A 23230-nucleotide genomic window follows, 5' to 3' on the forward strand; every position below is an offset into this window, starting at 1 on the left:
GCTTCCTCGGTGACCGTATCGGCAAGGGTGGACTGCGCGCAACGCATCCGCTTGAAATCAGGCTATCGCATGTGACCTTGCAAAAGGGACGCATGCAACCCTGTCGTATCGCGTTGGGGGTGGCGCTAGAGACCGGCGATGGGCGTGGTGCGGATGGAGGCCTTGCCCAGATCCCGGATCGGCTTGGGGAGCGCCTGCAGCACATTCTCGATTTCGCCGGGTGAAATATACATGCTGAGCACTTCAAACACGGCAGCGGTGACCGCGTCGGCTTTGACGCCGGGAAAGTTCCTGAACGCGTCTGCAATCGGCGCGAGGAAGGCCTCCAGCGATCTGTCAGTTGGGCGCTCTGACCCGGGCGACCAGCCTTCGAAGAATATGCCGCGCACGATCAACGGCATCTGCGATGAGAAGTTCGCGGCCAGCGGCACCGGCAGCCGGTCGCGAATTTCATGCATTACGACCTTGAGGGCCTGATGAGCCTGGGCAGGTTCGGTCCACGCGAGAACCTCCATCACATCCTTCAGCCATACATTGGCCGTCTGGAGCGCCTCGTCGAACTGGTGCAAACTTGTGTGGGTCATCGTGTAATTCCGCCCGGTAGGCGGCCTCCCTCTAGTCGGACTTGATAGCGATTTTTTTCGCTGGCTGCCGGGCTGTTTCGGATTTCGGCAATGTGATCGACAAAACGCCCTTCTTCAGCGTTGCGTTGACTTTCGCGGCATCGACTTCGCACGGCAGGGGCACGTGCCGCTCGAAGGTGCCGTAGGCGCGCTCCATGCGATGGAAGTTCTTGCCCTTTTCTTCCTTTTTCTCTTCGCGCTTGCCTTTGATCATCACGCCCGTGTCGGTCAGGCTGATGTCGATATCCTTGCGGTCGATTCCCGGTAGGTCGAGGACAAGTTCGATTGCGTCATCGGTCTCGCTGACGTCGAGGTCTGTAGGGAGGGTGAATGCCTGTCCGCCATTGGCGCGACCAAATGCGGGCAGCGCCGGAATATAGCTGCTGAAAAGGTCGTCCATCTCTGCTTTCAGCTGGGAAACGGGATCATGACTGCGCAGCCATCCGAATGGCTGGCTCGGTGTGCGGTCTTCCTTCTTTTGCAAACTCGTCATTTTTCAACTCCTCAATCACAGTAAATCTTACGTGCCATCGTTCGATGCCAAGTCACTTTACGCCGCGAGGTCGACGTGCTGATTGATTGGAATCAAGTCGGGTGGAGTCCTGCTTTTCCGTGATGCGCGCCAATAAATTTGAGCTTATCGCATGGGCACGGTTGCCTGACCGTGTGTCTCCCTGCCAATGTCGTTCGCAGGCCGGACAAGACACCGGCATCATGCCAACCCGGAGGCAAAAATGGATCTCGAGCTTACGCAGGCTGATAGTGATTTTCGCGACGAAGTGCGGGCCTTCCTCCGGGATAACCTGACCGATGACCTGGCGCAGGCCGGCCGGCTGACGACCAGCGTCTTCATCGAGCCGCAGTTCAGCCTGCCCTGGCAGCGGATCCTGCACGCACGCGGATGGGCCGCGCCGGGCTGGCCGGTCGAATATGGCGGTACAGGCTGGAGCGAGATGCAGCGCTACATTTTCGCGTCGGAATGCGCGCGCGCCGGTGCGCCGTCGCTCTCTCCGATGGGGCTGAGTATGGTGGGCCCCTGCATTATCGGGCACGGCACGCCTGAACAGAAAGCCCACTACCTGCCGCGTATCCTGTCTGGCGAGGACTATTGGTGCCAGGGCTATTCAGAACCGAATGCCGGGTCGGACCTTGCAAGCCTTGGCCTCAAGGCTGTCGCGGATGGCGACGATTACATCCTCAACGGGACCAAGATCTGGACCACGCACGCGCAATGGGCCAGCCGCATGTTCTGCCTCGTGCGCACGCGTTTCGACGGCAAGCCGCAGGTGGGCATCACCTTCCTCCTGCTCGACATGAACCTGCCCGGCATCACGGTCGAGCCGATCATCACCCTCGCCGGCGAGCATGAAGTGAACCAGGTCTTCTTTGACGATGTCCGTGTGCCACAAGCCGGTCGGCTGGGTGACGAGAACAATGGCTGGACTGTCGCGAAATACCTGCTCGAATTCGAACGCGGTGGCGGCTCGTCGGCCGGACTGGAAGTCAATGTGGCGCGCATCCGCGCGCTCGCCGAGGAAAACGGATTGCTGGCGCGCGACTCCGGCTTTGCCCGCGATCTTGCCGCGACCGAGGTCGCCCTCGAGGCGATCAAGATTACCGAGCAGCGCGTGTCGTCCGCGCTGTCGAGCGGATCCAATCCGGGACCGGCTGCGTCGATGCTGAAGGTCCAGCGCACCGAGATGATGCAACGGATCGATACGCTCGGCATCGAACTCGGAGGCACCTATGCCGGGGTCGAGCAGATCGAGGCGCGCCAGCCGGGCACAAATGTCGACCCGGTCGGCCCGTCGAACCTGCTCACCCTGATGCCGCGCTATCTCAACAACCGGGCCGGCTCGATCTATGGCGGCTCGAACGAGGTCCAGCGCAATATCATGGCGAAACTCGTCCTGGGGCTCTGAAACCCCGCACTCACGTTCGGCGAGCGACACTGGCCCTGCTGCTGCGGGGTCTGAATGCCAGCCTGGCGGCTGCCGGGCAGGGCGTGGCGCGGTGTCAACTTTGCCATCCATTGTGCCGTTCGAAAGGCGCCGCGCCTGATAATGGGCGTCACAACCCTAACGATATTCCCGGCATTCCTCTACGGCATCCCTTGTCATAAAATTAGAACGTGTTCTAATTAGCAAAACAACGGAGCCTTCTTCATGCCAGTCGATAATCTCTCTCGCGTACGAAAATCCATTCTTCCTACAGAGGGAGATACATGGAGCATCGTCGCCAAACGCGAACTTCCGGAACTCGCCCCGGATGAGGCGCTGGCCAAGCTGCAAAGCTGGAACCTGCACGTCTTCATGCGGGCAGCAGGGGCAATGGCCGCGCCCGGTGGTGGCAACCCGATCCTGCCAAGTGATGTCGTTTTCATTGAGCCGCCGCTGGCGACCTGATGAGCGGAGCTGTCATCAGCCGGGTGCAACTCGCCGCCGCCCATGACGGCGACGCCGAACTGGTGGTGACGCTTCTCTTTGAAAATGGCGGAGAGTCACTGGTGCCACTGGATGAACATGCCGTGCGGGTCCTGATGGAATCGTCCGGTGCCAGCGATCCTGACGAGCTTGTCGGGAAAGGGTGGGGGCTTGTGCGCGACGCGCTGGAAGCATCCTCGAACAGATTTATGAATTCAAATTCAAACGCTCAATGAGAGAAGGATCCGACAATGTATGATCTTGTCATCAGAAACGGAAAAGTCGTCGATGGTTCGGGCGCGCCCGCCTATAATGCGGATGTCGCGGTGAATGGGAACCGGATCGTCAAGATCGGGAAGATCACCGAAGCGGCGCGGTCGGAAGTCGACGCGGCCGGCAAGGTCGTGACGCCCGGCTTTATTGATCCCCATACGCATTTCGACGCCCAGCTCTTGTGGGACGGATGTGCGAAGCCTGCACTGTCCCATGGTGTGACGACCATTGTGTCCGGCAACTGTTCCCTGTCGCTGGCGCCGCTCAAGGCCAAGCACCGGATGAAACTGGTCGGCATGTTCAACCAGATCGAAGAGATGCCGCTGAAAGCCTTCAAGGAAGGCGTCGTCTGGGACTGGGAAACCTTCTCCGATTATATTGCGCGCATCCGCAAGGGCCTGGCGATCAATGTTGCACCGCTGGTCGGTCATAGCGTCATCCGTCTCTGGGTGATGAATGATGCGGCCATGGAGCGGACCGCGACGGACGCCGAAATCGCCGAGATGCAGAGCGTGCTGCGTGAATGCCTCGACGCGGGTTCCGTTGGCCTGTCGACGAGCTATGTCGACATGGATGAACGCCTGCAGCCCGTGCCGAGCCGTTACGCCGATTCCCGCGAAGTCGAGGCGCTGGCCAGCGTCCTTGGCGAATATGGCCGGGTGCTGCAGATCGTGCCGGAATTCTATGACGCGGACCTGACGATTGCGCGTCTCGACCAACTCGCTGAGCTGTCGCTGAAGTACAATATCCCGACGACTTTCTCGCCAGTGTTCGCCAATGCCGACAATGTCGATGCTGTCGAGCGTGTGATGAAGCGCGTCGACGAGCAGTTCGATCGGGGCGCACGGGTCTGGCCGCAAGTTCAGACGCGTCCGATCGACATCAGCTTCAGCTTTGCCGTTCCGAGCCTGTTGTTCATGCGGATGCCGACCTGGTACGGGATCATTCGGTTCGGCACGCCAGCAGACATCATGGCCGCGTTCAGCGATCCGGATAAACGCTCGAAACTTCTGCAGGAAGCGTCAGCGCTCGGGCCGCTGTGGCCAACCCTGATTTTCCGTCACGCCAACACCGAGGCGAACCAGAAATATATCGGACAGACGCTGGGCGAGATTGCCAAGGCGCGTGGGACCACGCCGGTCGAAGCGATGATCGACCTGTCACTGGAAGAGGAGCTGGACGCGCATTTCCTGTCCTCCGGCATGGGGCACAATGACGACAAGGTCGTCGGCGACCTGCTCAATCATCCCCGGGTCCATATCGGCGCCAGCGATGGCGGCGCACATATCCTGTCCTTCTCGACCTATGGTGACACAGGCTACCTCTTCTCGCACTTCGTCCGCGATCTTGATGCCATGAGCCTCGAGTCCGCCGTGAAGAAGATCACGTCCGACACCGCGGCCATCTGGGGCATCCCGCAACGGGGCCTGCTGCAGGAGGGCTATGTCGCCGATATTGCCGTATTCGATGCGGCGACGATTGAACGTGGCGAAGAGAAATTCGTGAATGACGTGCCGGGCGACGGATACCGCTATGTGCGGGATTCCCATGGCGTGGACACCGTGATCGTTGGTGGCGGAATCGCCTGGACGGCCAAGGATGGTTACAAGGATGCCTGTGGTGAAGTTCTTCCCGGTGCCGACGTGAAGAAGAAGGTGGCCGCATGAGCTGGCCGGGCATCACCGAGCGGCGGATCGCGACCAACGGAATTGAGCTTAATATAGCCGAGGCTGGCGAGGGGCCGCTTGTCCTGCTGCTGCACGGGTTTCCGGAATCCTGGTATTCCTGGCGGCACCAGTTCAAGCCTCTCGCGGATGCCGGTTACCACGTGGTGGCGCCTGACATGCGGGGCTATGGCAAGAGCGACAAGCCGTCGGAGATCAAGGCCTATAACCAGGTCGAAGTGGTCAATGACATTATCGGTCTCGTGCCGGCGCTTGGATATGAAAAGGCCGTCGTGATCGGGCATGACTGGGGCGCGCCAACGGCATGGGCTACGGCGTTGAACCATCCCGACGTGGTCCGCGCCGTCGGGGCGCTGTCCGTGCCGTTCCTGCCGCGATCGCCAGTTCCGCCGATGGCGATGATGCGCGAAGTCTATAAGGGCCAGTTCTTCTACCAGCTCTACTTCTTCGAGCCGGGGGTCGCCGAAGCCGAGTTTGAAGCCGACATTCGCATGGCCCTGAAGAAATTCCTCGTCATGGCAGGCGGCGAAACGGACCTGTCGGCTTTGCCGCCGAAGGCGGAAGATGACGACATGTTCTCCAGCCTGCCCGATCCCGAAACGCTTCCTGCCTGGGTCAGCGAAGCAGACCTGGATTTCTATACCGGAGAGTTCGAGCGTTCAGGCATGCGCGGGCCGCTTAATTATTATCGCAACCACGACCTGACCTGGGAGCTGACCAAGGATTCGCCCACGACGATCTCGCAACCCGCGTTTTTCCTCGCTGGCGCAAATGACGGCGTGATCATGATGGCCGAAGAGCTGGTGAAGATCATGCCGCACTTCGTGACGGATCTGCGCATCAACACGTTGATCCCGAAGATCGGTCACTGGACGCAGCAGGAGGCGCCCGAAGCGGTCAATCAGCACATCCTTGCATTCCTGAAAGAGATAGACGGATGACCGAGACAGTTGCCGTCATCGGCGCAGGGATCGGCGGACTCTGCACGGCCCTCACACTGGCGCCTACGGGACGGAAAGTCATCCTGCTGGAGCGCGATGCGTCACCGCCCAGCGATGATCCCGATACGGTGTTCCACGAATGGCGCCATACCGGTGTCGGCCAGTTGCGCCAGAGCCATGCCTTCCTCGCCCGGCTGCGCTCGATCATCAAGACCGAGCATCCCGGGCTGCTGGAAGACCTGCTGGCACTTGGCGTGCGGGAACTGCCGTTTGAAGCCATGCTGAGCGAAATGCAGCGCGAGTCTTACAAGGCCACGCCGGACGATTCAGAACTGACCATCATTACAAGCCGCCGGACAACACTCGAACTGGCGATGCGGCGCTATGTCGAAAAGCTGGAAAACGTCACGATCCGGTCCGGCTTCCTTGTACGCCGGCTGCTCACCCGGAAGGGATCTGGTGGCGTGATCGACGTGCTCGGCGTGGTTGGAGACAGCGGCGGCGATGAGGTGATGGTGAATGCCGACGTGGTTGTCGATGCGTCGGGCAAGAGCGGTTTCATTATCGACCAGGTGATGAAAGACAGCGCCAACACGTCCGAGGAACAGGAATCGGCAGGTATCCTCTACTTCACCCGCCATTACAGGCTGAAGCCGGGCATGGATGAGCCGTCGCGGACAGAGAACCCGCCAGCCACCGGCGACCTCGGTTTCGTGAAATTCGGTGTCTTTCCCGGCGACAATGGCTGCTTCTCGATCACGCTTGCGATTCCGGAAATCGAAATGGAACTGCGCAAGGCCATCCTGGATCCTGACATTTTCCACGCCATGACGCTGCAGCTGCCCGGATTGAAACCCTGGACGAATGCAGACCGGTCCGATCCGGTTGGCCGGGTTCATGGCATGGGTGACCTGATCAGCCGGTGGCGCGAACTCGTCGTCGACGGCAAGCCCGCAACACACGGCTATTTTGCCCTTGGCGACACGCTGATCCGAACGAACCCGCTCTATGGCCGGGGCTGTTCGTTTGCGGCCGCCAGCGCGCAGGTCTTGCGGAAAACACTCGATGAGAGTGCTGATCCGGACGCGCGGGCCCTGGCCTTCCACGAGCGTCTTCATAGCGAGTTGAAGCCCTATTACATCAACCAGCGCACACAGGACCGCTCGGCGATCAAGCGCGCCCGTCAGGCCCTGACGCCCGGCTATCGCAAGAGCCGCCGCGCCAAGCTGATGGAAAGCTTTTTCGAAGACGGTGTCGGCGTCGCGGTACGCTATGACATTGCCCTGATGCGGGAAGCGATGCGCGGGTTCCATATGCTGGAACATCCGAACAAATGGCTCGGCAGGCCGCGGAACCTCGCGAAGGTGTTCTATTACTGGATGCGGGGAAAGAAGCGCAATGCGGTTGCCTACCCGCCCAAGCCCGGCCCGGAACGGCGCGAGATGATGCAGGCATTGTCTTTGGACTTCCAGGCAGATATCGACCGTATCGCGCAGGGTGCGTGATGCAGGACAGGCGGGATTCGACCGATGCAGGCTGACGAGACGGGAAAGCGCGAGCTGGCGAAAGCAGAGCGTCGGTCACGGATCGTCCATGCTGCGCGCGATCTCATTCGTGAGACGGGCGATACGAATCTGTCGATGCGCATGATCGCCAAGCGGGCCGATGTCAGCTTGGCTACGCCCTACAATCTCTTCGGGTCAAAGCATGCGGTCGTTCTGGCCGTGTTTGAGGATGAGCGCGATTTCGCCGAACGCTTCAGCCGGTTGAAGGCCGCCAATGCCATTGAGCGGCTGTTCGATGCCCATGCGCTGGCGACGAGTTATTTCACGGACGATCCGGATTTCTACAGGCCGCTCTGGAGGGCCCTGCTGGATGCGCAGGGCGGCAACGAAACGGGGCTGGCGACGCCGGAGCGCCTGGAGCAGAACCGTGAGGCCTGGCACATGCTACTGGAGGCGGCCCAACAGGAGGGCCTGCTCGACTCCGCCGTGCCTGCCGATTTGCTCGAAAGGACGCTGTCCTTCTTTGCCAATGGGGTGATGCTGTCCTGGGCGATGGGCGTGCTGCCGACCCGCGACCTGCGGCCGTCGTCAGCCCTCGGTTATGCCATGGTCCTGCGGGGGGCAGCGACCGAACAGGGCAGGGATATCCTGACGGCCCACATTGAATCATTCCAGACCATGCTGCGCCGTTCGAACGAGCCGGCCAAAGGCCGCCGCCGGGTGTCACTGAGCACCTGATCCGCCGATGCCTTCTGACGACTTGAAACATTCTGACGTGGACTGGGCTCTACTCGTCCGCTTCGCGCTGTAGCCGTCTCGGACCTTTCATTCGAGAATCAGTGATGCTGGCGGGAGTGATGGCCTGACCCGTTCCGTTACAGTTTCCCCCGGGCATGCCTCAATGCCTGGACCTTGTGTGAACGATTTATCAAATTTCAGCTTCCCTTCGCGGCGTGCCCGCGACTGTCATCTGCGCGTCACCGACAGGCCGTAGCTGGCTCCAACAGCCGCACAAACCGTTCCGGACACGGGAGTCCGGGAGGCAAAACGCGTTGGTTCGGGACCAACGTGAACGGACTTGTGCGGGCCTGGGTCACACGTATTCCACGAGGGAAAATGATGAATACATATTGGAAGACCGGCCTCATGGCCGGAGTTAGCCTGAGCGTTGTGCTTGGCGCGGCATTCGCTGATGACGCTGCAGGAGCGCCTGACACGGCGAGGCAGCTGGACACGGTCATCGTGCTCGGCGCGCAGCAGACCTATTCTTCGGTCGAGTCGACGGAAGCCATGGCGCTGCAGCAGGCGCCGGTGACGAGCATCCTGGCGCAAATCGACAACCTCCCCGGCGTGCAGGTGCAGGAAGGCGACGCTTTCGGATTCGACGACTGGTCGACCGGTGTCGCGGTGCGCGGCTTCCAGAATAATCTCGGCGAGCAACAGGTCGGCATCACGATTGACGGCATGCCGAATGGCGGGTCGAACTATGGTGGCGGCGCGAAGGCCAACCGCTATATCGACACACAGAATGCCGGCGCCATCGAAGTGTCGCAGGGTACGGCAGACATCGCCTCGCGTTCGAACGACGCGCTGGGTGGTACGCTGAACTTCACGACGCAGAATCCGCTGGACGAGCGCCGCGTGCGTGTTTCGGCCTCGCTTGGCGATTTCGACTCGCAGCGTTTCTATGGCCGTTATGACAGCGGCTTGCTGTCTGACGACAAGACCAAGTTCTGGGTCTCGCTGTCGACCCAGTCAGCGACGGATCATGTCAACCAGTCAGCCGATAATCGGCGTGACCACATGGCGGCAAAGCTGCAGACCGAACAATTCGGCATCGACTGGACCAGCTACATTTCCTATGACGACACGCAGGAAAACAATTACCAGCGCCTGTTTTCGCCGGACCAGTTCGCGGCCAATCCAGACTCGGACGAACTGACCGGTGAGTGGACGGGCGTTCCCTATATCGACCAGCTCTATCGCCAAGCCTGGGGCACATTGCGGGAAAACCTGTTCTTCTATGTGAAGGGCGAAAAGGAACTGTTTGACGGCTTCAATCTGGAAGCCGGCCTCTATCGCCATGATAATGCCGGCCGTGGTGACTGGGTGCCGCAATACGTGGTCAATGTCGGCCAGTTCGGCGCTTCCGCTGTTCCGCTCGTGACATTCACGGATCCCGCCGGTACGCCGCTCACGCCTGAAGCCGGTTGCGTGTCGTCAATAACTTATCCCTATGGCGGCGGTGGCTCGGAATATGATGCGGCCTGTTTCCCGGCCGGCTCCATCCCGGTCTCGTCCTACCGTCACACGCATTACCAGAAAGAGCGGACCGGCGCCTATGCCGATTTCGACTGGAACACCCAGCTCGGTGAAGCGATCGACAACACGGTCCGTGGCGGTCTCTGGTATGAAGATGCAACGCGCTACGAATATCGCGACTGGCACCAGCTGATCGATTCCCGCATCGGTGCCGATTATGACCACACGGCCTACTGGGTGCAGTATAACCGCGAGTTCCCGCAATCGACCTTCAAATGGTATCTCGAAGACGTCGTGAAAGTATCGGACTTCTCGTTCCGTCTTGGCGTCAAACAGTTCAGCAATGAAATCGAACGCGCCGACAATTTCACGCCGAACGATCCGGCCCTGAACTTCAAGGTGTCGACCGATTCCGACGTCCTGTTCTCGGGCGGTGCGGCATGGGCCCCAAGTGCCATGCCGGGCCTCGAAGTCTTCGCCGGTTATGCCGAAAACTTCAAAGCCATCCCGGATACGGTGCTCGAAGTCCTGGCGCCGGGCGGCACACCCGATCCGGAAACGTCGGAAAACATGGAAGTTGGCGTGCGCTATTCCGGGGACCGTCTTCGCGGCTCTCTCGTCTACTTCGACTCGACCTTTGAAAACCGGTTGCTGGCCGTCGCCAACCAGACGGTTGACGGGATCGATTATCTCGAAGCGTCGAATGGCGGCTACATCAATGGCGGCGGCATCGAGTCGAGCGGCTTTGAGGCCTCGGGCGAATTCCTCGTCAATGACAGCCTGTCACTGTTTGCGTCCTATACCAGCATCAGCGATGCCACCATTCTGGGTACGGGCGTTGTCTCGAAGGATGTTGCAACCGGGCTGACTGCAGTCGACCTCTCTGGCAACATCGTGAGCACGGTCGTCGGGAATGATGTGCCCGGGATTGCCAAGAACATGGCCGTCCTCAGCGCGGATTACCGGGAAGGCAACTTCTATGCCGGCCTGTCGACCAAATGGGTCGATGACCGCTTCGTGGACCTGGCCAATAGCTGGACCGCAGAGAGCTATTATGACGCCGACCTCTATGCCGGCGTCTCGGGTTCGGCCCTGTCTGACGACCTGTCGAACGTTGATTTCCGCCTGACGGTGAACAACCTGTTCGACGGTGACTGGCTGGCGGGTATTTCAGGCAACGGCGCCTGGATCTCGGCCCCGCGGACGGTCGTGTTCACGGTCACCGCTGACTTCTAGACATATCGCATCCGGAAAAGGCGGGCCCCTGCGGGTCCGCCTTTTTCATTTTCTTTTTCAATCTTACGACCGCAACATGCGGCCAAGCCGAGGACACTGACATGCCCACACTGGATCGCCGACAGGCACTCGCCCTGATTGCTGCAGGAACCGTCGGGGCCTGCGCAGCACCGCAGGCATCCCCGACCACCCCGGCCAATTCGGCCACCTTTGCCCACGGTGTCGCCAGCGGCGACCCTCAGACCGAAAGCATCGTCCTGTGGACGCGCGTGACAACCACCTCCGAGGCAGAGACGGTCAGCTGGACCCTCGCTCGCAATCCTGAATTCACGGATATCGTCCTTCAGGGCGAGACCACTGCCAGCGCCGCCGCCGACCATACAGTCAAGGTCACCCCGGAAGGCCTTGAGCCCGGCACGACCTATTATTATCGATTCACCGCCGCCGGTGAGACCTCGTCCACCGGCCGGACGAAAACACTGCCCGCTGGCGCGCTGGACAGGCTGGGCATCGCACTCGTCTCCTGCTCGAACTATCCGTTCGGTCATTTCAACGCCTATGACGCGATAGCCCGCGATGAGGCGATAGACGTGGTCCTGCACACCGGTGACTATATCTACGAATACGGGGCTGACAGCTGGGGTGCGGAAACCGGCGCCAGCATCGGACGCCTGCATGAGCCGGCGCATGAGATCGTCACGCTGGACGATTATCGCCGCCGCCATGCCCAGTACAAGACGGATGCCGGGTCACGCGCCATGCATGCGGCGCATCCCTTCATCGCCTGCTGGGACGACCATGAGAGCGCGAATAACCCATGGACAGGCGGCGCGCAGAACCACCAGCCCGAAACCGAAGGTGACTGGGCAACGCGACGGGCCGCTTCGATCCGGGCGTATTACGAATGGATGCCGATCCGCGAACCGGAACCGGGCTTCAGCCGCGCGGAATTCTGGCGCACTTATGTGTTCGGCGACCTGGCAACGCTGGTAACACTGGAATCGCGTCATACCGGGCGCGGGCAGCAGGTTGATTACAGCGTCTACTACGAGTCGATCACGACGCCGGAGGCCCGCGACGCCTTCATGCGTGACGTGATGAACGATCCGGCGCGTACGATGATTTCACCGCGCATGGAGGCCACGCTTGCCAAAGGATTGGCGCAGTCCGTGGCGGCGGGCCAGCCCTGGCGCCTGATCGGCAATGCCAGCCCCATCGCCCGGATGCTGGTGCCGGATGTGGCCGCGCTGGGCATCGATCCGGCCAAGGCACCGAAAGGCCAGGCACCGGGCGAGGGGCCGAACCTGTTCTGGAAAGGCAAATGGAACCTGCCGTTCTATACCGATACATGGGACGGCTACCCCGCCGCGCGGGAAGCCTTCTATGCGCTGAGCCGGGAGGCTGGCGCGGAAGACCTGTTGTTCCTGACCGGTGACAGCCACAGTTTCTGGTCGAACACGGTGAGCGACGGCGAGGGGCGGCCGATGGGGCTGGAACTCGGCACGGCGGGCGTCTCCTCGCCGGGGGATTTTGTCGAATCCGGATGGGACGCTGAAACGGCCGAAAAGCTCGACCGCGTTTTCGCGCAGTCGCTCGATGAAGTGCGCTGGACCGACAATTTCCATCAGGGCTATGTCCGCGTCGTGCTGACGCGGGAGCAGGCGGATGTCGCGTTCGTGGCCGTCGATACGGTCCTGCTGCCGACCTACAGGATTACCACGGTGCGTGAAGAGACCGTCGTCAAAGACGGAAAGACGATTGTGTTTGCCGATAGCTGACCGTTTCCATCGCGGATGTCTGGGCCTAGGGTGCGTGCCTGTATTTCGAGGGTGTGCGCCGTGCATGCCGGGCATGAAAGCGACGGACCGTGAAGCACCATATCATGATCGCGCTCGGCCTTGTGCTGGGGCTGACCTTCGCGCTGCGGCTGGCGCGGGCCATTCTGACTCCGGGGCTTGGGATTGCCGAGGCCTACCTCGCCGGCGGGCTGGTCCTGTCTGTCTGGCTGATCATCGGCGGCCTTGCCGAATGGCGCCATGTTCGCGCCAATCGTGCGGCTGGGGACGAGACGGTCGAGGACGAAGTCGAAAGTTGATCTGTTCATCTGCTTCGTGGCAGTGCAGCGTGTAGCGCGCGGGTATCATCGCGTGACAAGAACACGGCTATGGGAGGACGAACATGTCGAAAGATGCGGCTGAAATAGACGGGAAGGGCTATTGGCGGGCGGTGCTCCGCCTGACGCTGTCTTTGCTCACGATCTGGTTCATGGTCTCGTTCGGCGCGGGCATCCTGTTTCGCGACGTCCTGGACCAGGTATCGATCGGCGGTGCGCCGCTGGGGTTCTGGTTTGCCCAGAACGGTTCGATCTATGTCTTCGTAGCGCTGATTTTCTATTATTGCGTGGCGATGCGCCGACTTGAACGCAAATTCGGCGTGAAGGGGTGAGCGCGATGTCACAGGAAATGTGGACCTATATTTTCGTCGCCGGGACGTTCGCCATCTATATCGGCATCGCGATCTGGGCGCGGGCCGCATCGACCGACGATTTCTACGTAGCAGGCCATGACGTTCATCCGATGGTCAACGGGATGGCCACGGCAGCGGACTGGATGTCGGCGGCCTCCTTCCTGTCAATGGCGGGCCTGATTGCCTTCATGGGCTATGGCGGCTCGGTCTACCTGATGGGGTGGACGGGCGGCTATGTGCTCTTGGCGCTGTTGCTGGCGCCATTCCTGCGCGAATTCGGCAAGTTCACCGTGCCGGACTTTGTCGGCGACCGGTATTATTCGACGACCGCGCGGATGATCGCCGTCATCTGCGCCCTGTTCGTCTCGTTCACCTATATTGCGGGACAGATGAAGGGCGTCGGCGTTGCCTTTTCCGGCTTCCTCGGGGTCGAGTTCAATACCGGCATCTATGTCGGCATGGGCATCGTCTTCGTCTACGCCGTGCTGGGCGGCATGAAGGGCATCACGTACACGCAGGTGGCCCAGTATTGCGTGCTGATCTTCGCCTATACGGTGCCTGCGATCTTCATCTCGCTGATCATCACCGGTAATCCGATCCCGCAGCTCGGTTTCATCTCCGATGTGAAGGGCGAGGACGTGTCGATGCTGGCCAAGCTGAACCAGGTCGTCACCGATCTCGGATTCAAGGAATATACGAGCACCGAAAAGTCCATGTTCGATATGTTCGCCATAACGGGCGCACTGATGTTCGGCACGGCGGGCTTGCCGCACGTGATCATCCGGTTTTTCACTGTATCCAGTGCCGGTGCGGCGCGCGTCTCGGCGGGCTGGGCGCTGGTCTTCATCGCGCTCCTGTATACGACGGCGCCGGCAGTGGCGGGCTTCGCGCGGCTCAACTTCATCGATACGGTGAACGAGTCGACCTATGTCGAAAGCCTCGACAATTACGACGCCGAGGCGGCGGCGATTGTTGCGGCTGGCGGCAAACCCATTCCGAAATGGTTCAAGGACTGGGAGAAAACGGGCCTGCTGGCCGTCGAAGACAAGAATGGCGATGGCAGGGTCCAGTACCGAGCCGGGACCGACAATGAAGTCACCAAACTCGACCGGGATATTTTCGTGCTCGCCAATCCGTCGATTGCCAACCTGCCGGGCTGGGTGATCGGCCTCGTTGTTGCGGGTGGCCTTGCGGCGGCCCTGTCGACGGCAGCGGGACTGCTGATGGTGATCTCGTCATCGATCTCGCATGACCTGTGCCGGCGCACCCTGTTCAAGGACATGGATGACAAGACCGAGCTGCGGGTGGCGCGCCTTGCGGCGGCGGGGGCTGTGGTCGCGGCGGGTTTCATGGGCATCTATTCGGCCCAGCTGGCCTTCGTGGCGCAGGTCGTGGCCTTTGCCTTCGGGTTGGCGGCGGCGTCCCTGTTCCCGGTGATCTTCCTTGGCATCTTCTGGAAGCGGATGAACCGGGAAGGGGCGATTGCCTCGATGCTCACAGGCCTTGTGCCAACCTTCGCCTATATCTGGCACTTCAAGATCGGGGCGGGGAAGGCAGCGGGAGCTGCTGACTGGTTCCTGGGCGTCTCGCCGGAGGGGATCGGCTTCGTCTTCATGTTCGTGTCGCTCGCCGTCGGCATTGCCGTGTCGCTGGCCACCAAGGCACCGCCGCAGGATATCCAGGACCTTGTCGAGGATATCAGGGTGCCGGGAACGCGGCGGTCGCATGGTATCGCGGACAGTGGCATGGCCCCGGTGGCTGACCACACGTAAGAACGCACGGATTGAAAAAGGAGCAGGCCGCATGAACAAGCACGAGCAGGAGGCCGCCTATCGCCTGGCGGCGCTGGACCAGGATTTCATCCTCGGCGATTCCATGCGCGGTGCGCGCTTCATGATGGAATATACCAAGGCCGAGCAGCACTTGCGGGTGCAGAAAATCCTGTCGACGATTGTTGTGTTCGGCAGCGCCCGCGTACGTGAGGATGGCAATGAATGGCAGGCGCGGGTCTATGCGGCGGCGCGCGAGTTTGGCCGGTTGGCTTCGGCGCGCGGCGGGGCGCTGGCCGAGAATGACGGCTGGCGCACAAATGTGATCGCCACGGGTGGCGGACCGGGTGTGATGGAAGCCGCCAATCGCGGCGCACAGGACGCGGGCGCAGTGACGATCGGCTTCAACATTGCCCTGCCGTTCGAGCAGGAGCCGAACCCCTATATCACGCCGGACCTGTGCCTTCAGTTTCACTATTTCGCCATGCGCAAGATGCACCTTGCGATGCGGGCGCGGGCTTTGGTTGTCTTTCCGGGCGGGTTCGGCACGCTGGACGAATTGTTCGAACTGCTGACGCTGAACCAGACCGGCAAGTCTCCGAAGATGCCGGTCGTGCTGTATGACCGGGCATTCTGGAACAAGATCGTGAATTTCGAGGCGCTTGTCGACGCGGGCGTGATCGCCGAGACGGACCTTGCGCGCTTCGACTTTGCCGATGATGCCGAGGAGGCCTGGGAAAGCCTCCTGTCGCAGGGGCTCTCGACGAATGAAGAGACAGAGAGTGGGGCCGAGATTGCGGTCCTGTCTGGCTGGGAACCGTCAGGCATGATGTGATGCGCTCTCCTTTGGCGCCGGGGCCGGAAGAGACAGCGCGTCAGGTTCCGCAAGGGAATAGATTTGCAGGGGGGAATAGTCGGGTAAACTCGCCACAGAGAGAGACTTCGCACCGTGCGACGGTCTCCGCAATTTCACGGGCCGAAGATGTCCGGAAATGCAGTCAATGGGAGTGACGCGCTATGGCCTCGGACAATGTGGTTGAAGGGCTCGGACTTGATCCGGACGAGTTGCGGGCAAAGTATCGCGAAGAACGCGACAAGCGCATCCGCGACGATGGCAACGAGCAATACGTCAACATGGCGGGCGAGTTCGCGCACTATATCGAGGACCCCTATGTCAAACGGGTCGAGCGGGCGCCGCTGACCGACCATACGCATGTCGTGATCATTGGCGGCGGCTTCGGCGGGATGCTGGCCGGGGCGCGCCTGCGCGATGCCGGCGTTAAGGATATCAGGATCATCGAAAAGGGCGGCGACTTTGGCGGCACCTGGTACTGGAACCGCTATCCCGGCGCAGCCTGCGATATCGAAAGCTATATCTACCTGCCGCTGCTGGAAGAGACGGGTTACCTCCCGGTCGAGAAATATTCCAAGGCGCCGGAAATCCTCGAGCATAGCCGGCGCATCGCGAACCAGTACAACCTGTACGACAAGGCCTGCATGCAGACCGAAATCACAGGCCTCAACTGGGATGACACAGCCAACGTCTGGGTGATCGAGACTGACCGCGGCGACCGGATGACGGCGGATCATGTCGTGATGTCGAACGGGCCGCTGAACCGGCCGAAGCTGCCGGGCATTCCGGGCGTCGAGAGCTTCAAGGGGCACAGCTTCCACACCAGCCGCTGGGACTATGATTATACCGGCGGCACTAATGCGGGCGCGTTGACCGGCCTGAAGGGCAAGCGCGTCGGGATCATCGGAACGGGCGCGACGGCGGTGCAGTGTGTGCCGCATATCGCGGAAGGCGCCGAGCATCTCTACGTGTTCCAGCGGACGCCGTCGTCGATCGACGTGCGCGACAACAAGCCGACCGATCCGGACTGGGCGAAAAGCCTGGAGGCCGGATGGCACAAGGACCGGATGGAGAATTTCAACACGCTGGTCTCGGGCGGGTTTGCGCCGCAGGACCTGGTGATGGATGGCTGGACGCATATCATCCGTAACCTGTTGTTTATCGCCTCGCAGGAAGGCAACAAGGACCTCAGCCCGGAACACCTGGCCGAACTGGCCGAGATTGCCGATTTCCAGAAGATGGAACAGGTGCGCTCCCGCGTTGACGAGATAGTCAAGGACAAGGCCACCGCCGAGGCGTTGAAGCCGTGGTATCGCCAGTTCTGCAAGCGGCCCTGCTTCCATGACGGGTACCTGCCGACCTTTAACCGGGACAATGTCACGCTGGTCGATACGCAAGGCCGGGGCGTCGAGCGGATCACGGAGAATGCGATCATCGCCAATGGCGAGACGCATGAGATTGACTGCCTGATCTATGCGACCGGTTTTGAAGTTGGCACCGAATATACGCGGCGGGCCGGTTATGATGTCGGCGGGCGCGACGGGCGCAAATTGTCGGAACATTGGGCTGACGGCTATCGCAGCCTGCACGGCATGCTGGTCAACGGGTTCCCGAACCTGATCGTCATGGGCACGACGCAGGCCGGCTTCACGGCCAACTATCCGCACCTGCTGGACGAGCAGGCCAAGCAGATCGCCTATCTCGTGTCCGAAGCCGAGAAGCGCCAAGCGAAAGTGTTCGAGGTCAGCGCCGAAGCGGAAGAGGCCTGGGTCGACGAGATTGTCAGCAAGGCGATGATGCGCGAGAAGTTCCTCGAGGAATGTACGCCCGGCTATTACAATAATGAGGGCAAGCTGAGCAAAATGGCGCGGCAGAACACGTCCTATGGGGCAGGGTCGAATGCGTATTTTGCGATCCTTGATGGCTGGCGCGATACGGGCGTGATGGAAGGCCTTGAATTCGCGACCTGAACCCACGCGCACACTGGCTGGCAAGAGACGAGGACTGCGTCATGGATTTTGAACTGGCCGAAGAATACCGGATGCTGCGCGACCTGGTGCAGCGCTTCGTGCGGGACGAACTGATGCCGCTGGAGGCGGGTGTGCTGGCGCGTGATGCTGAAGGGCAGGGGTCGCACCTTGTTGAGGGCGAACGGACGCGGCTCGACAAAGTGTCGAAAGAGATGGGCCTGTGGAGCCTCGATGCGCCGGAGGAATCGGGCGGCATGGGCCTGCCGCATGTGGCGCTGGTGGGGGTGAACGAGGCGCTGGGATCGACCGTGGCCCAGTACACGCTGCCGCCGGATTCACCCAACTTGCGGATGCTGATGACAGCGGTCAACGACCAGCAACGGACCGCTTACCTGGAACCGTATGCGCGGGGCGAGACGATTTCGGCGATCGGCATTTCCGAGCCCGGCGCCGGGGCTGACCCGGCGGGCATGCTGACCAAGGTGGTGAAGGATGGCGATGACTGGGTGATCAATGGCCGCAAGATATGGATCACGCGGGCGGCGGAGGCCGACTTCACGATCCTGATGGCGATTACCGATCCGGTGAAGCGGGCGCGGGGCGGCATGTCGGCTTTTCTCGTCGACCGGGATACGCCGGGCTTCAATGTGCTGAGGCGCATTCCGATGCTGGGCGGCGAATATACGTATGAAGTGGTGCTGGAGAATTGCCGGGTGCCGGGCTGGAAACTGCTCGGCAAGGAAGGCGACGGGTTCGGGCCGATGCAGGTGCGCCTGGGAACGCGCCGGATGGAGATGGCGGCCTGGTGCATCGGTGCGGCGCAGCGGGCGCTGGACATGATGATCGACTACGCGCCGCAGCGGGTGACCTTTGGCCAGAAACTGTCACAGAGGCAGGCCGTGCAATGGTGGGTGGCCGACGGCGCGGCGAAGATTCATGCGGCGCGGCTGATGGCCTATGATTGCGCGTGGAAGCTGGATACCGGCAAGGATGTGCGGACCGAAATCTCGATGCTGAAATATTATGCGACCGAGATGGCGCAGGAGATTATCGACAATGCCATGCAGTGCTTTGGCGCGATGGGCATGACCAAGGAGATGCCGCTGCACCTGTTTGCCGGGCGTATCCGCAACATGCGGATCTATGACGGGCCGTCGGAAGTGCACCGCATGGTAGTGGCGCGCAACCTGATGGACACGCGCTGAGAGCGCGTACGTTGAGTATGCCTGTCAGGGGGCATAGGATGAATCACAACAAGACAGGAATTCCAGGATGACCGACCGCATAAATATCTTCATCGACAATGGCGTCGCCGATGTGCGCCTCGTGCGCGAAGACAAGATGAACGCACTGGACGACGCGATGTTCGCGCGGCTGATCTCGGCAGCCGAAGAGATCAATGCCGACAAGTCCGTGCGGGTTGTCGTCCTGTCGGGGCAGGGCCGGGCATTCTGCGCCGGGCTCGACATGGGCAATTTCGGCAAGATGGCTGAAGGCGGTCCGAAGGATGACAGCGCGGCGGGTGGCCGGCTGACGCCCCGCACGCACGGCATTGCCAACCGGGCGCAGCAGGCCGTGTGGGGCTGGCATAGCCTGCGTGTGCCCGTGATTGCCGCTGTGCATGGCGTCGCTTTGGGCGGTGGCTTCCAGGTGGCGTTGGGCGCAGATATCCGGATCGTGCACCCGGAGACGAAACTGTCGATCCTGGAAGTGAAATGGGGCCTTGTGCCGGACATGAGCTCGACCGCGATCATGCGGCGGCTGGCGCGCGAGGACATCATCCGGGAGCTGACATATACGGGTCGTATCTTCTCCGGGACGCAAGCATTGGAATATGGTTTCGCGACGAAGCTGTCCGAGACGCCTTATGAGGACGCCATGAACCTGGCGCGCCTGATTGCCGAGAAGAGCCCGAGCGCGGTGCAGGCGGCGAAGAAGCTGTACAATGAGATTGGCGACAAGTCGGACGCCGAGGCATTGCAGGCGGAGTCTGTCGTGCAGGACAAGCTGATGGGCAGCAAGAACCAGATCGAGGCCGTGATGGCCGGGCTGCAGAAGCGCGCTGGCAAGTTCGTTGACGAATAGGGCCCGGGGAGGGCACGCATGATCGATTACAAAGGCAAAGTGGCACTGGTGACCGGTGCCGGCTCCGGCATTGGCCGGGCGCTGGCGCAGGCACTGGTGGCGCGCGGCGCGAAAGTCGTGTGCGCGGACATCAATGAGGACGGCGTGCGGGAAACGGCGGACGGCCTTGGCGCCGACGCGCTGGCGATGGTGTGTGACATGGCCGACCATGATGCGGCGGCCACACTGATCCATGATGCGGGGACGTGGCAGGGACGGCTGGACCTTGTCTGTTCGAATGCGGGGATCGGGCTCAACCGGCGGCTGATCAAGCAGGAACTGGACGAGCGGGCCGAGCGCCTGTTCGAGGTGAACCTGTTCGCGAACCTGCGTGTGGCGCAGGCCTATGCGCGCTGGCTGGAAGCCAGTGGCGGCGAGGGGCGGCTGATGATTACGGGGTCCGAGAATTCGCTGAGCGTGCCTGCGGCGGTGAAGGGCAACGGGCTGGGCCTGTATGGCGCGACCAAGCATGGCGTGCTGGTGATGGCAGAATGGATGCGGGACGAGTTTGCCAGCGGCAATGTGCCGGTGGACGTGCATGTGCTGATGCCGGGCGCCGTCTATACGGCGCTGATCGAGAAGCATTTACCGGACCCGTCAAAGGCACCGCCGGAACTGGGCCTGATCATGCCGGAGCGATGCGCGGAGATTGCCCTGAAGGGCATGGATCTCGGCCTGTTCTATATTCCGACGCATGCGCACCTGGCCGATGACATGAAGCCGCGCATGCAGGGCGTGGCGGATGCGCTGAAGGCGCTGGGGCTGACCTGATCTTCTGAAGGAGGCGCATCTCCACCAGCACCAGCACCAGCGGCCGCGCATGGCGGCTGTGCAGTTCTGATTTTCGAGACCTTTAGCCCGGCGGCCAGTGGGGTTGCAGGCAGAGGATGCTGCGCGGTGAGACGGTTGCGCGGACCGATGGCGGGCGTGACGGGGCCTTGGGCCGGGGAGCTGGTTTTGGCCTGGACTCTGGTTTGGCGAGATGCCGGGCGAGCCGGATTGCATGCGTATAAGGATTGGCCATGGCCGCCTCGATGCGGGCGATACGGCGCAGGAAGGCGTCGGTTGTGAGGTCTGGCTTGAAAACGTGTGCACGCGGGGACACGCCACGCGGGCCGGTGGGCGGCGTCGGCGGCACGCGGTCGGTGACCGGGCGGATATTGAACAGGCCGATACGCGTCGTGGCTTTCCGGGGGAGAGGCGCGGGCGTCTCGGGTGTGACGCGCGCGGGTGCGGCGGGTTTCGGGGCCAAGGGTGCGACCGTGATGTCGAGCGCCAGGATGTAGAGCGCGCCGCGCAACATGTCTTCGATGACGCAGAGATGGCGCTGGGCCTTCCTGTAGAAGGCGCGCGGAATTGTCAGCGTTTCACGGCCACCGATCCAGTCGATGAACTCGGCGACCATGTCGATCACGCGGGTGAACAGGGTGGGGGCGGACGTATCTGTCATGCGGCCCATTATGCGGCCGCGCCGGAGGGGGGTGGATAAGTTTTGCCTGTCAGACAGGAAGCGGAGCTAGAGGAAGGCTTTCAGGTCGGCAATGAAGCGGTCGAACTGGTCGTGGTGGAGCCAGTGGCCGGCATTCTCGTAGAGCTTTACTTCGGCATCCTGGAAATGCTCGAGGCGGCCGTCCTCGGCCGGGTTCGAGGCCCAGCTCTTTTCGCCATAGAGCAGGAGAGTGGGGCAGGTGATGGCCTGCCACAGGGTCTCGATGTCGGCATAGGGGATGTCGTAGGGCGTCATCACGCGGAAATAATTGTCGAACTTCCAGGAATAGGTGCCGTCCTCGTTCTGGCTGATGCCGTGGATGGTCAGGTGGCGAGCCTGTTCGTCGGTGAGGTAGCTGTTCTCGGTTTTCATACGCGTATAGGCGTCTTCGAGCGTCGGGTATTTCTTCGACGTGCGACCGGCGGCGGCGCGCTTGGAATCGATCCAGTCGCGCATGCGCTCGCCCGGTGAGGTGCTGAAGCGCTCCTTCATCATCTTCGGCGACGGGCCAAGGCCTTCGATGGCGACGATCTTGCGGACATTTTCCGGGTAGATGCCGGCATAGCGCAGGGAAATGGCGCCGCCATAGGAATGGGACACGATGGTGACAGGATTGAACTTCTGCTGGTGGATCAGCTGGGCGAGATCGTAGACGCAGGCGCGGACCGAATACTCGCCGTCTTCCGACCAGGCGCTGTCGCCATGGCCCCGCAGGTCGGGCGCGACGACGTGCCAGTCCTTGCTGAGTTCCTCGGCGACCCAGTCCCATGAGCGGCAATGGTCGCGGCCGCCATGGACCAGGACGAGCGGCGGCGCATCCTGGTTGCCCCAGTCGACATAGTGCAGGCGCAGGCGCTGGGAAATGAAGCTGTTCGAGGTCGGTCCGGAGAATTGGGTCATGGCGCTGATTTGCCCGGCTTTGCCCTGCGCTGTCCAGAGCCGTGGCCGGTTTATCGGCGCGGCGCGATCAATCGGCGAGAACGGCGAGGATGGCCTGACGGATGAAGCGGGTCAGGCCGGCCTGATCGAGATCGGGATGGCGAAGCATGCGGATGGCGAGGCCATCGAACAGGGTGAACAGGACTTCGACGCGGCCTTCGGCGTGATCCAGCTTGAGCTTTTCACTTAGCAGGCGGGCGAACTCGGTCCTGACGATGACGTCATGGCGGCGGAGCCGTTCGGCAATGTCCGGGTTTCGCTTCGCTTCAGCCACGATTTCGAGGCTGAGGGCTGACCGGAACGGGTCTGTATTGGTGCGCACACCCTCTTCGGCGCGCGCCACCATTTCATTCTTCAAATTCTCGCAGGGGAGGGACTGGAACTCCCGCATCTTGGCTTCATGGGCGCTGGTTTCGCGTTCAACGATGGCCGCGATGATCGCGTCCTTGCTGTCAAAATAGTGATAAATGTGCCCGGCGCTCATCTCGGCGCGCTCGGCAATGCGGGCCATTCCCGTGCCGTGGAAGCCTTGCTCGACGAAGCAGGCCGTCGCGGCATCGAGGATCTGGATGACCCGCGCCTTGGTGCGAGGTGAGCGTTTGTCGATCTGATTCGTCATATTCATGAAAACTTCTGCTTTAGGCACTTGATTTGTTGCGCTGCAACATTATT

Annotated in this window: 22 protein-coding genes; 17 read left to right on the top strand and 5 right to left on the bottom strand. The window is 61.5% G+C overall.

Going from position 1 to position 23230, the window contains the following annotated elements; genetic code table 11:
• Positions 1-125: 125 nt before the first annotated feature.
• Both AADA04_RS03635 and AADA04_RS03640 read right to left on the bottom strand, forming a co-directional pair.
• Positions 126-584: a DUF2267 domain-containing protein gene (locus AADA04_RS03635; RefSeq protein ID WP_340691876.1), complete on the bottom strand. Its 459-nt coding sequence runs from the start codon at positions 582-584 to the stop codon at positions 126-128.
• Between the two features lie 31 nt (positions 585-615).
• Positions 616-1116 carry an Hsp20/alpha crystallin family protein gene (locus AADA04_RS03640; RefSeq protein WP_340691877.1) on the bottom strand — a complete coding sequence of 167 codons (501 nt, stop codon included), beginning with the start codon at positions 1114-1116 and terminating at the stop codon, positions 616-618.
• A 241-nt stretch (positions 1117-1357) separates the two neighbouring features.
• On the opposite strand from AADA04_RS03640, the gene AADA04_RS03645 reads away from it, so the two are divergent.
• The 17 genes from AADA04_RS03645 (at position 1358) to AADA04_RS03725 (ending at position 20901) form a co-directional block, all read left to right on the top strand.
• Positions 1358-2545 carry an acyl-CoA dehydrogenase family protein gene (locus AADA04_RS03645; RefSeq protein WP_340691878.1) on the top strand — a complete coding sequence of 396 codons (1188 nt, stop codon included), beginning with the start codon at positions 1358-1360 and terminating at the stop codon, positions 2543-2545.
• 243 nt (positions 2546-2788) lie between these two features.
• Complete coding sequence (locus AADA04_RS03650) at positions 2789-3028, top strand: hypothetical protein (RefSeq protein WP_340691879.1); 240 nt, start codon at positions 2789-2791, stop codon at positions 3026-3028.
• Positions 3028-3282: a hypothetical protein gene (locus AADA04_RS03655; protein ID WP_340691880.1), complete on the top strand. Its 255-nt coding sequence runs from the start codon at positions 3028-3030 to the stop codon at positions 3280-3282. The genes AADA04_RS03650 and AADA04_RS03655 overlap by 1 nt, the downstream gene beginning before the upstream one ends.
• 15 nt (positions 3283-3297) lie before the next feature.
• Entirely contained in the window at positions 3298-4986 is a 1689-nt protein-coding gene (locus AADA04_RS03660) for an amidohydrolase family protein (RefSeq protein WP_340691881.1), read from the top strand.
• A complete protein-coding gene (locus tag AADA04_RS03665) occupies positions 4983-5945 on the top strand; it encodes an alpha/beta hydrolase (protein WP_340691882.1) in 963 nt (320 codons plus the stop codon). Before AADA04_RS03660 ends, AADA04_RS03665 begins: the two co-directional genes overlap by 4 nt.
• On the top strand, positions 5942-7450 hold the full coding sequence (locus AADA04_RS03670; protein WP_340691883.1) for an FAD-binding protein: 1509 nt from the start codon (positions 5942-5944) through the stop codon (positions 7448-7450). The genes AADA04_RS03665 and AADA04_RS03670 overlap by 4 nt, the downstream gene beginning before the upstream one ends.
• Positions 7451-7474: 24 nt before the next feature.
• On the top strand, positions 7475-8188 hold the full coding sequence (locus tag AADA04_RS03675; RefSeq protein WP_340691884.1) for a TetR/AcrR family transcriptional regulator: 714 nt from the start codon (positions 7475-7477) through the stop codon (positions 8186-8188).
• A 378-nt stretch (positions 8189-8566) separates the two neighbouring features.
• A complete protein-coding gene (locus AADA04_RS03680) occupies positions 8567-10948 on the top strand; it encodes a TonB-dependent receptor (protein WP_340691885.1) in 2382 nt (793 codons plus the stop codon).
• Between the two features lie 101 nt (positions 10949-11049).
• Entirely contained in the window at positions 11050-12726 is a 1677-nt protein-coding gene (locus AADA04_RS03685; RefSeq protein ID WP_340691886.1) for an alkaline phosphatase D family protein, read from the top strand.
• Positions 12727-12815: 89 nt separating this feature from the next.
• Entirely contained in the window at positions 12816-13043 is a 228-nt protein-coding gene (locus tag AADA04_RS03690; protein WP_340691887.1) for a hypothetical protein, read from the top strand.
• An 83-nt stretch (positions 13044-13126) separates the two neighbouring features.
• Positions 13127-13393, top strand: coding sequence for a DUF4212 domain-containing protein (locus tag AADA04_RS03695; RefSeq protein ID WP_340691888.1), 267 nt, complete (start codon positions 13127-13129; stop codon positions 13391-13393).
• Positions 13394-13398: 5 nt separating this feature from the next.
• A complete protein-coding gene (locus AADA04_RS03700) occupies positions 13399-15186 on the top strand; it encodes a sodium:solute symporter family protein (RefSeq protein ID WP_340691889.1) in 1788 nt (595 codons plus the stop codon).
• Positions 15187-15217: 31 nt separating this feature from the next.
• Positions 15218-16018 (top strand): TIGR00730 family Rossman fold protein, encoded by an 801-nt coding sequence (locus tag AADA04_RS03705; RefSeq protein ID WP_340691890.1) that lies wholly within the window; start codon positions 15218-15220, stop codon positions 16016-16018.
• Between the two features lie 182 nt (positions 16019-16200).
• Positions 16201-18006 carry an NAD(P)/FAD-dependent oxidoreductase gene (locus tag AADA04_RS03710; RefSeq protein WP_340691891.1) on the top strand — a complete coding sequence of 602 codons (1806 nt, stop codon included), beginning with the start codon at positions 16201-16203 and terminating at the stop codon, positions 18004-18006.
• A gap of 41 nt (positions 18007-18047) precedes the next feature.
• Positions 18048-19211, top strand: a complete 1164-nt coding sequence (locus AADA04_RS03715) for an acyl-CoA dehydrogenase (RefSeq protein ID WP_340691892.1) — start codon at positions 18048-18050, stop codon at positions 19209-19211.
• A 67-nt stretch (positions 19212-19278) separates the two neighbouring features.
• Entirely contained in the window at positions 19279-20091 is an 813-nt protein-coding gene (locus AADA04_RS03720; protein ID WP_340691893.1) for a crotonase/enoyl-CoA hydratase family protein, read from the top strand.
• An 18-nt stretch (positions 20092-20109) separates the two neighbouring features.
• On the top strand, positions 20110-20901 hold the full coding sequence (locus AADA04_RS03725) for an SDR family oxidoreductase (protein ID WP_340691894.1): 792 nt from the start codon (positions 20110-20112) through the stop codon (positions 20899-20901).
• Positions 20902-20983: 82 nt separating this feature from the next.
• Here the strand turns inward: AADA04_RS03725 and AADA04_RS03730 are convergent, their stop codons facing one another.
• The 3 genes from AADA04_RS03730 to AADA04_RS03740 form a co-directional block, all read right to left on the bottom strand.
• Positions 20984-21580, bottom strand: a complete 597-nt coding sequence (locus AADA04_RS03730; protein WP_340691895.1) for a hypothetical protein — start codon at positions 21578-21580, stop codon at positions 20984-20986.
• A gap of 66 nt (positions 21581-21646) precedes the next feature.
• Entirely contained in the window at positions 21647-22519 is an 873-nt protein-coding gene (locus AADA04_RS03735) for an alpha/beta hydrolase (protein WP_340691896.1), read from the bottom strand.
• 67 nt (positions 22520-22586) lie between these two features.
• Positions 22587-23183, bottom strand: a complete 597-nt coding sequence (locus AADA04_RS03740) for a TetR/AcrR family transcriptional regulator (RefSeq protein WP_340691897.1) — start codon at positions 23181-23183, stop codon at positions 22587-22589.
• Between the last annotated feature and the right edge of the window lie 47 nt (positions 23184-23230).

This window comes from Hyphomonas sp., from assembly GCF_037969335.1.
Lineage (GTDB): Bacteria > Pseudomonadota > Alphaproteobacteria > Caulobacterales > Hyphomonadaceae > Hyphomonas.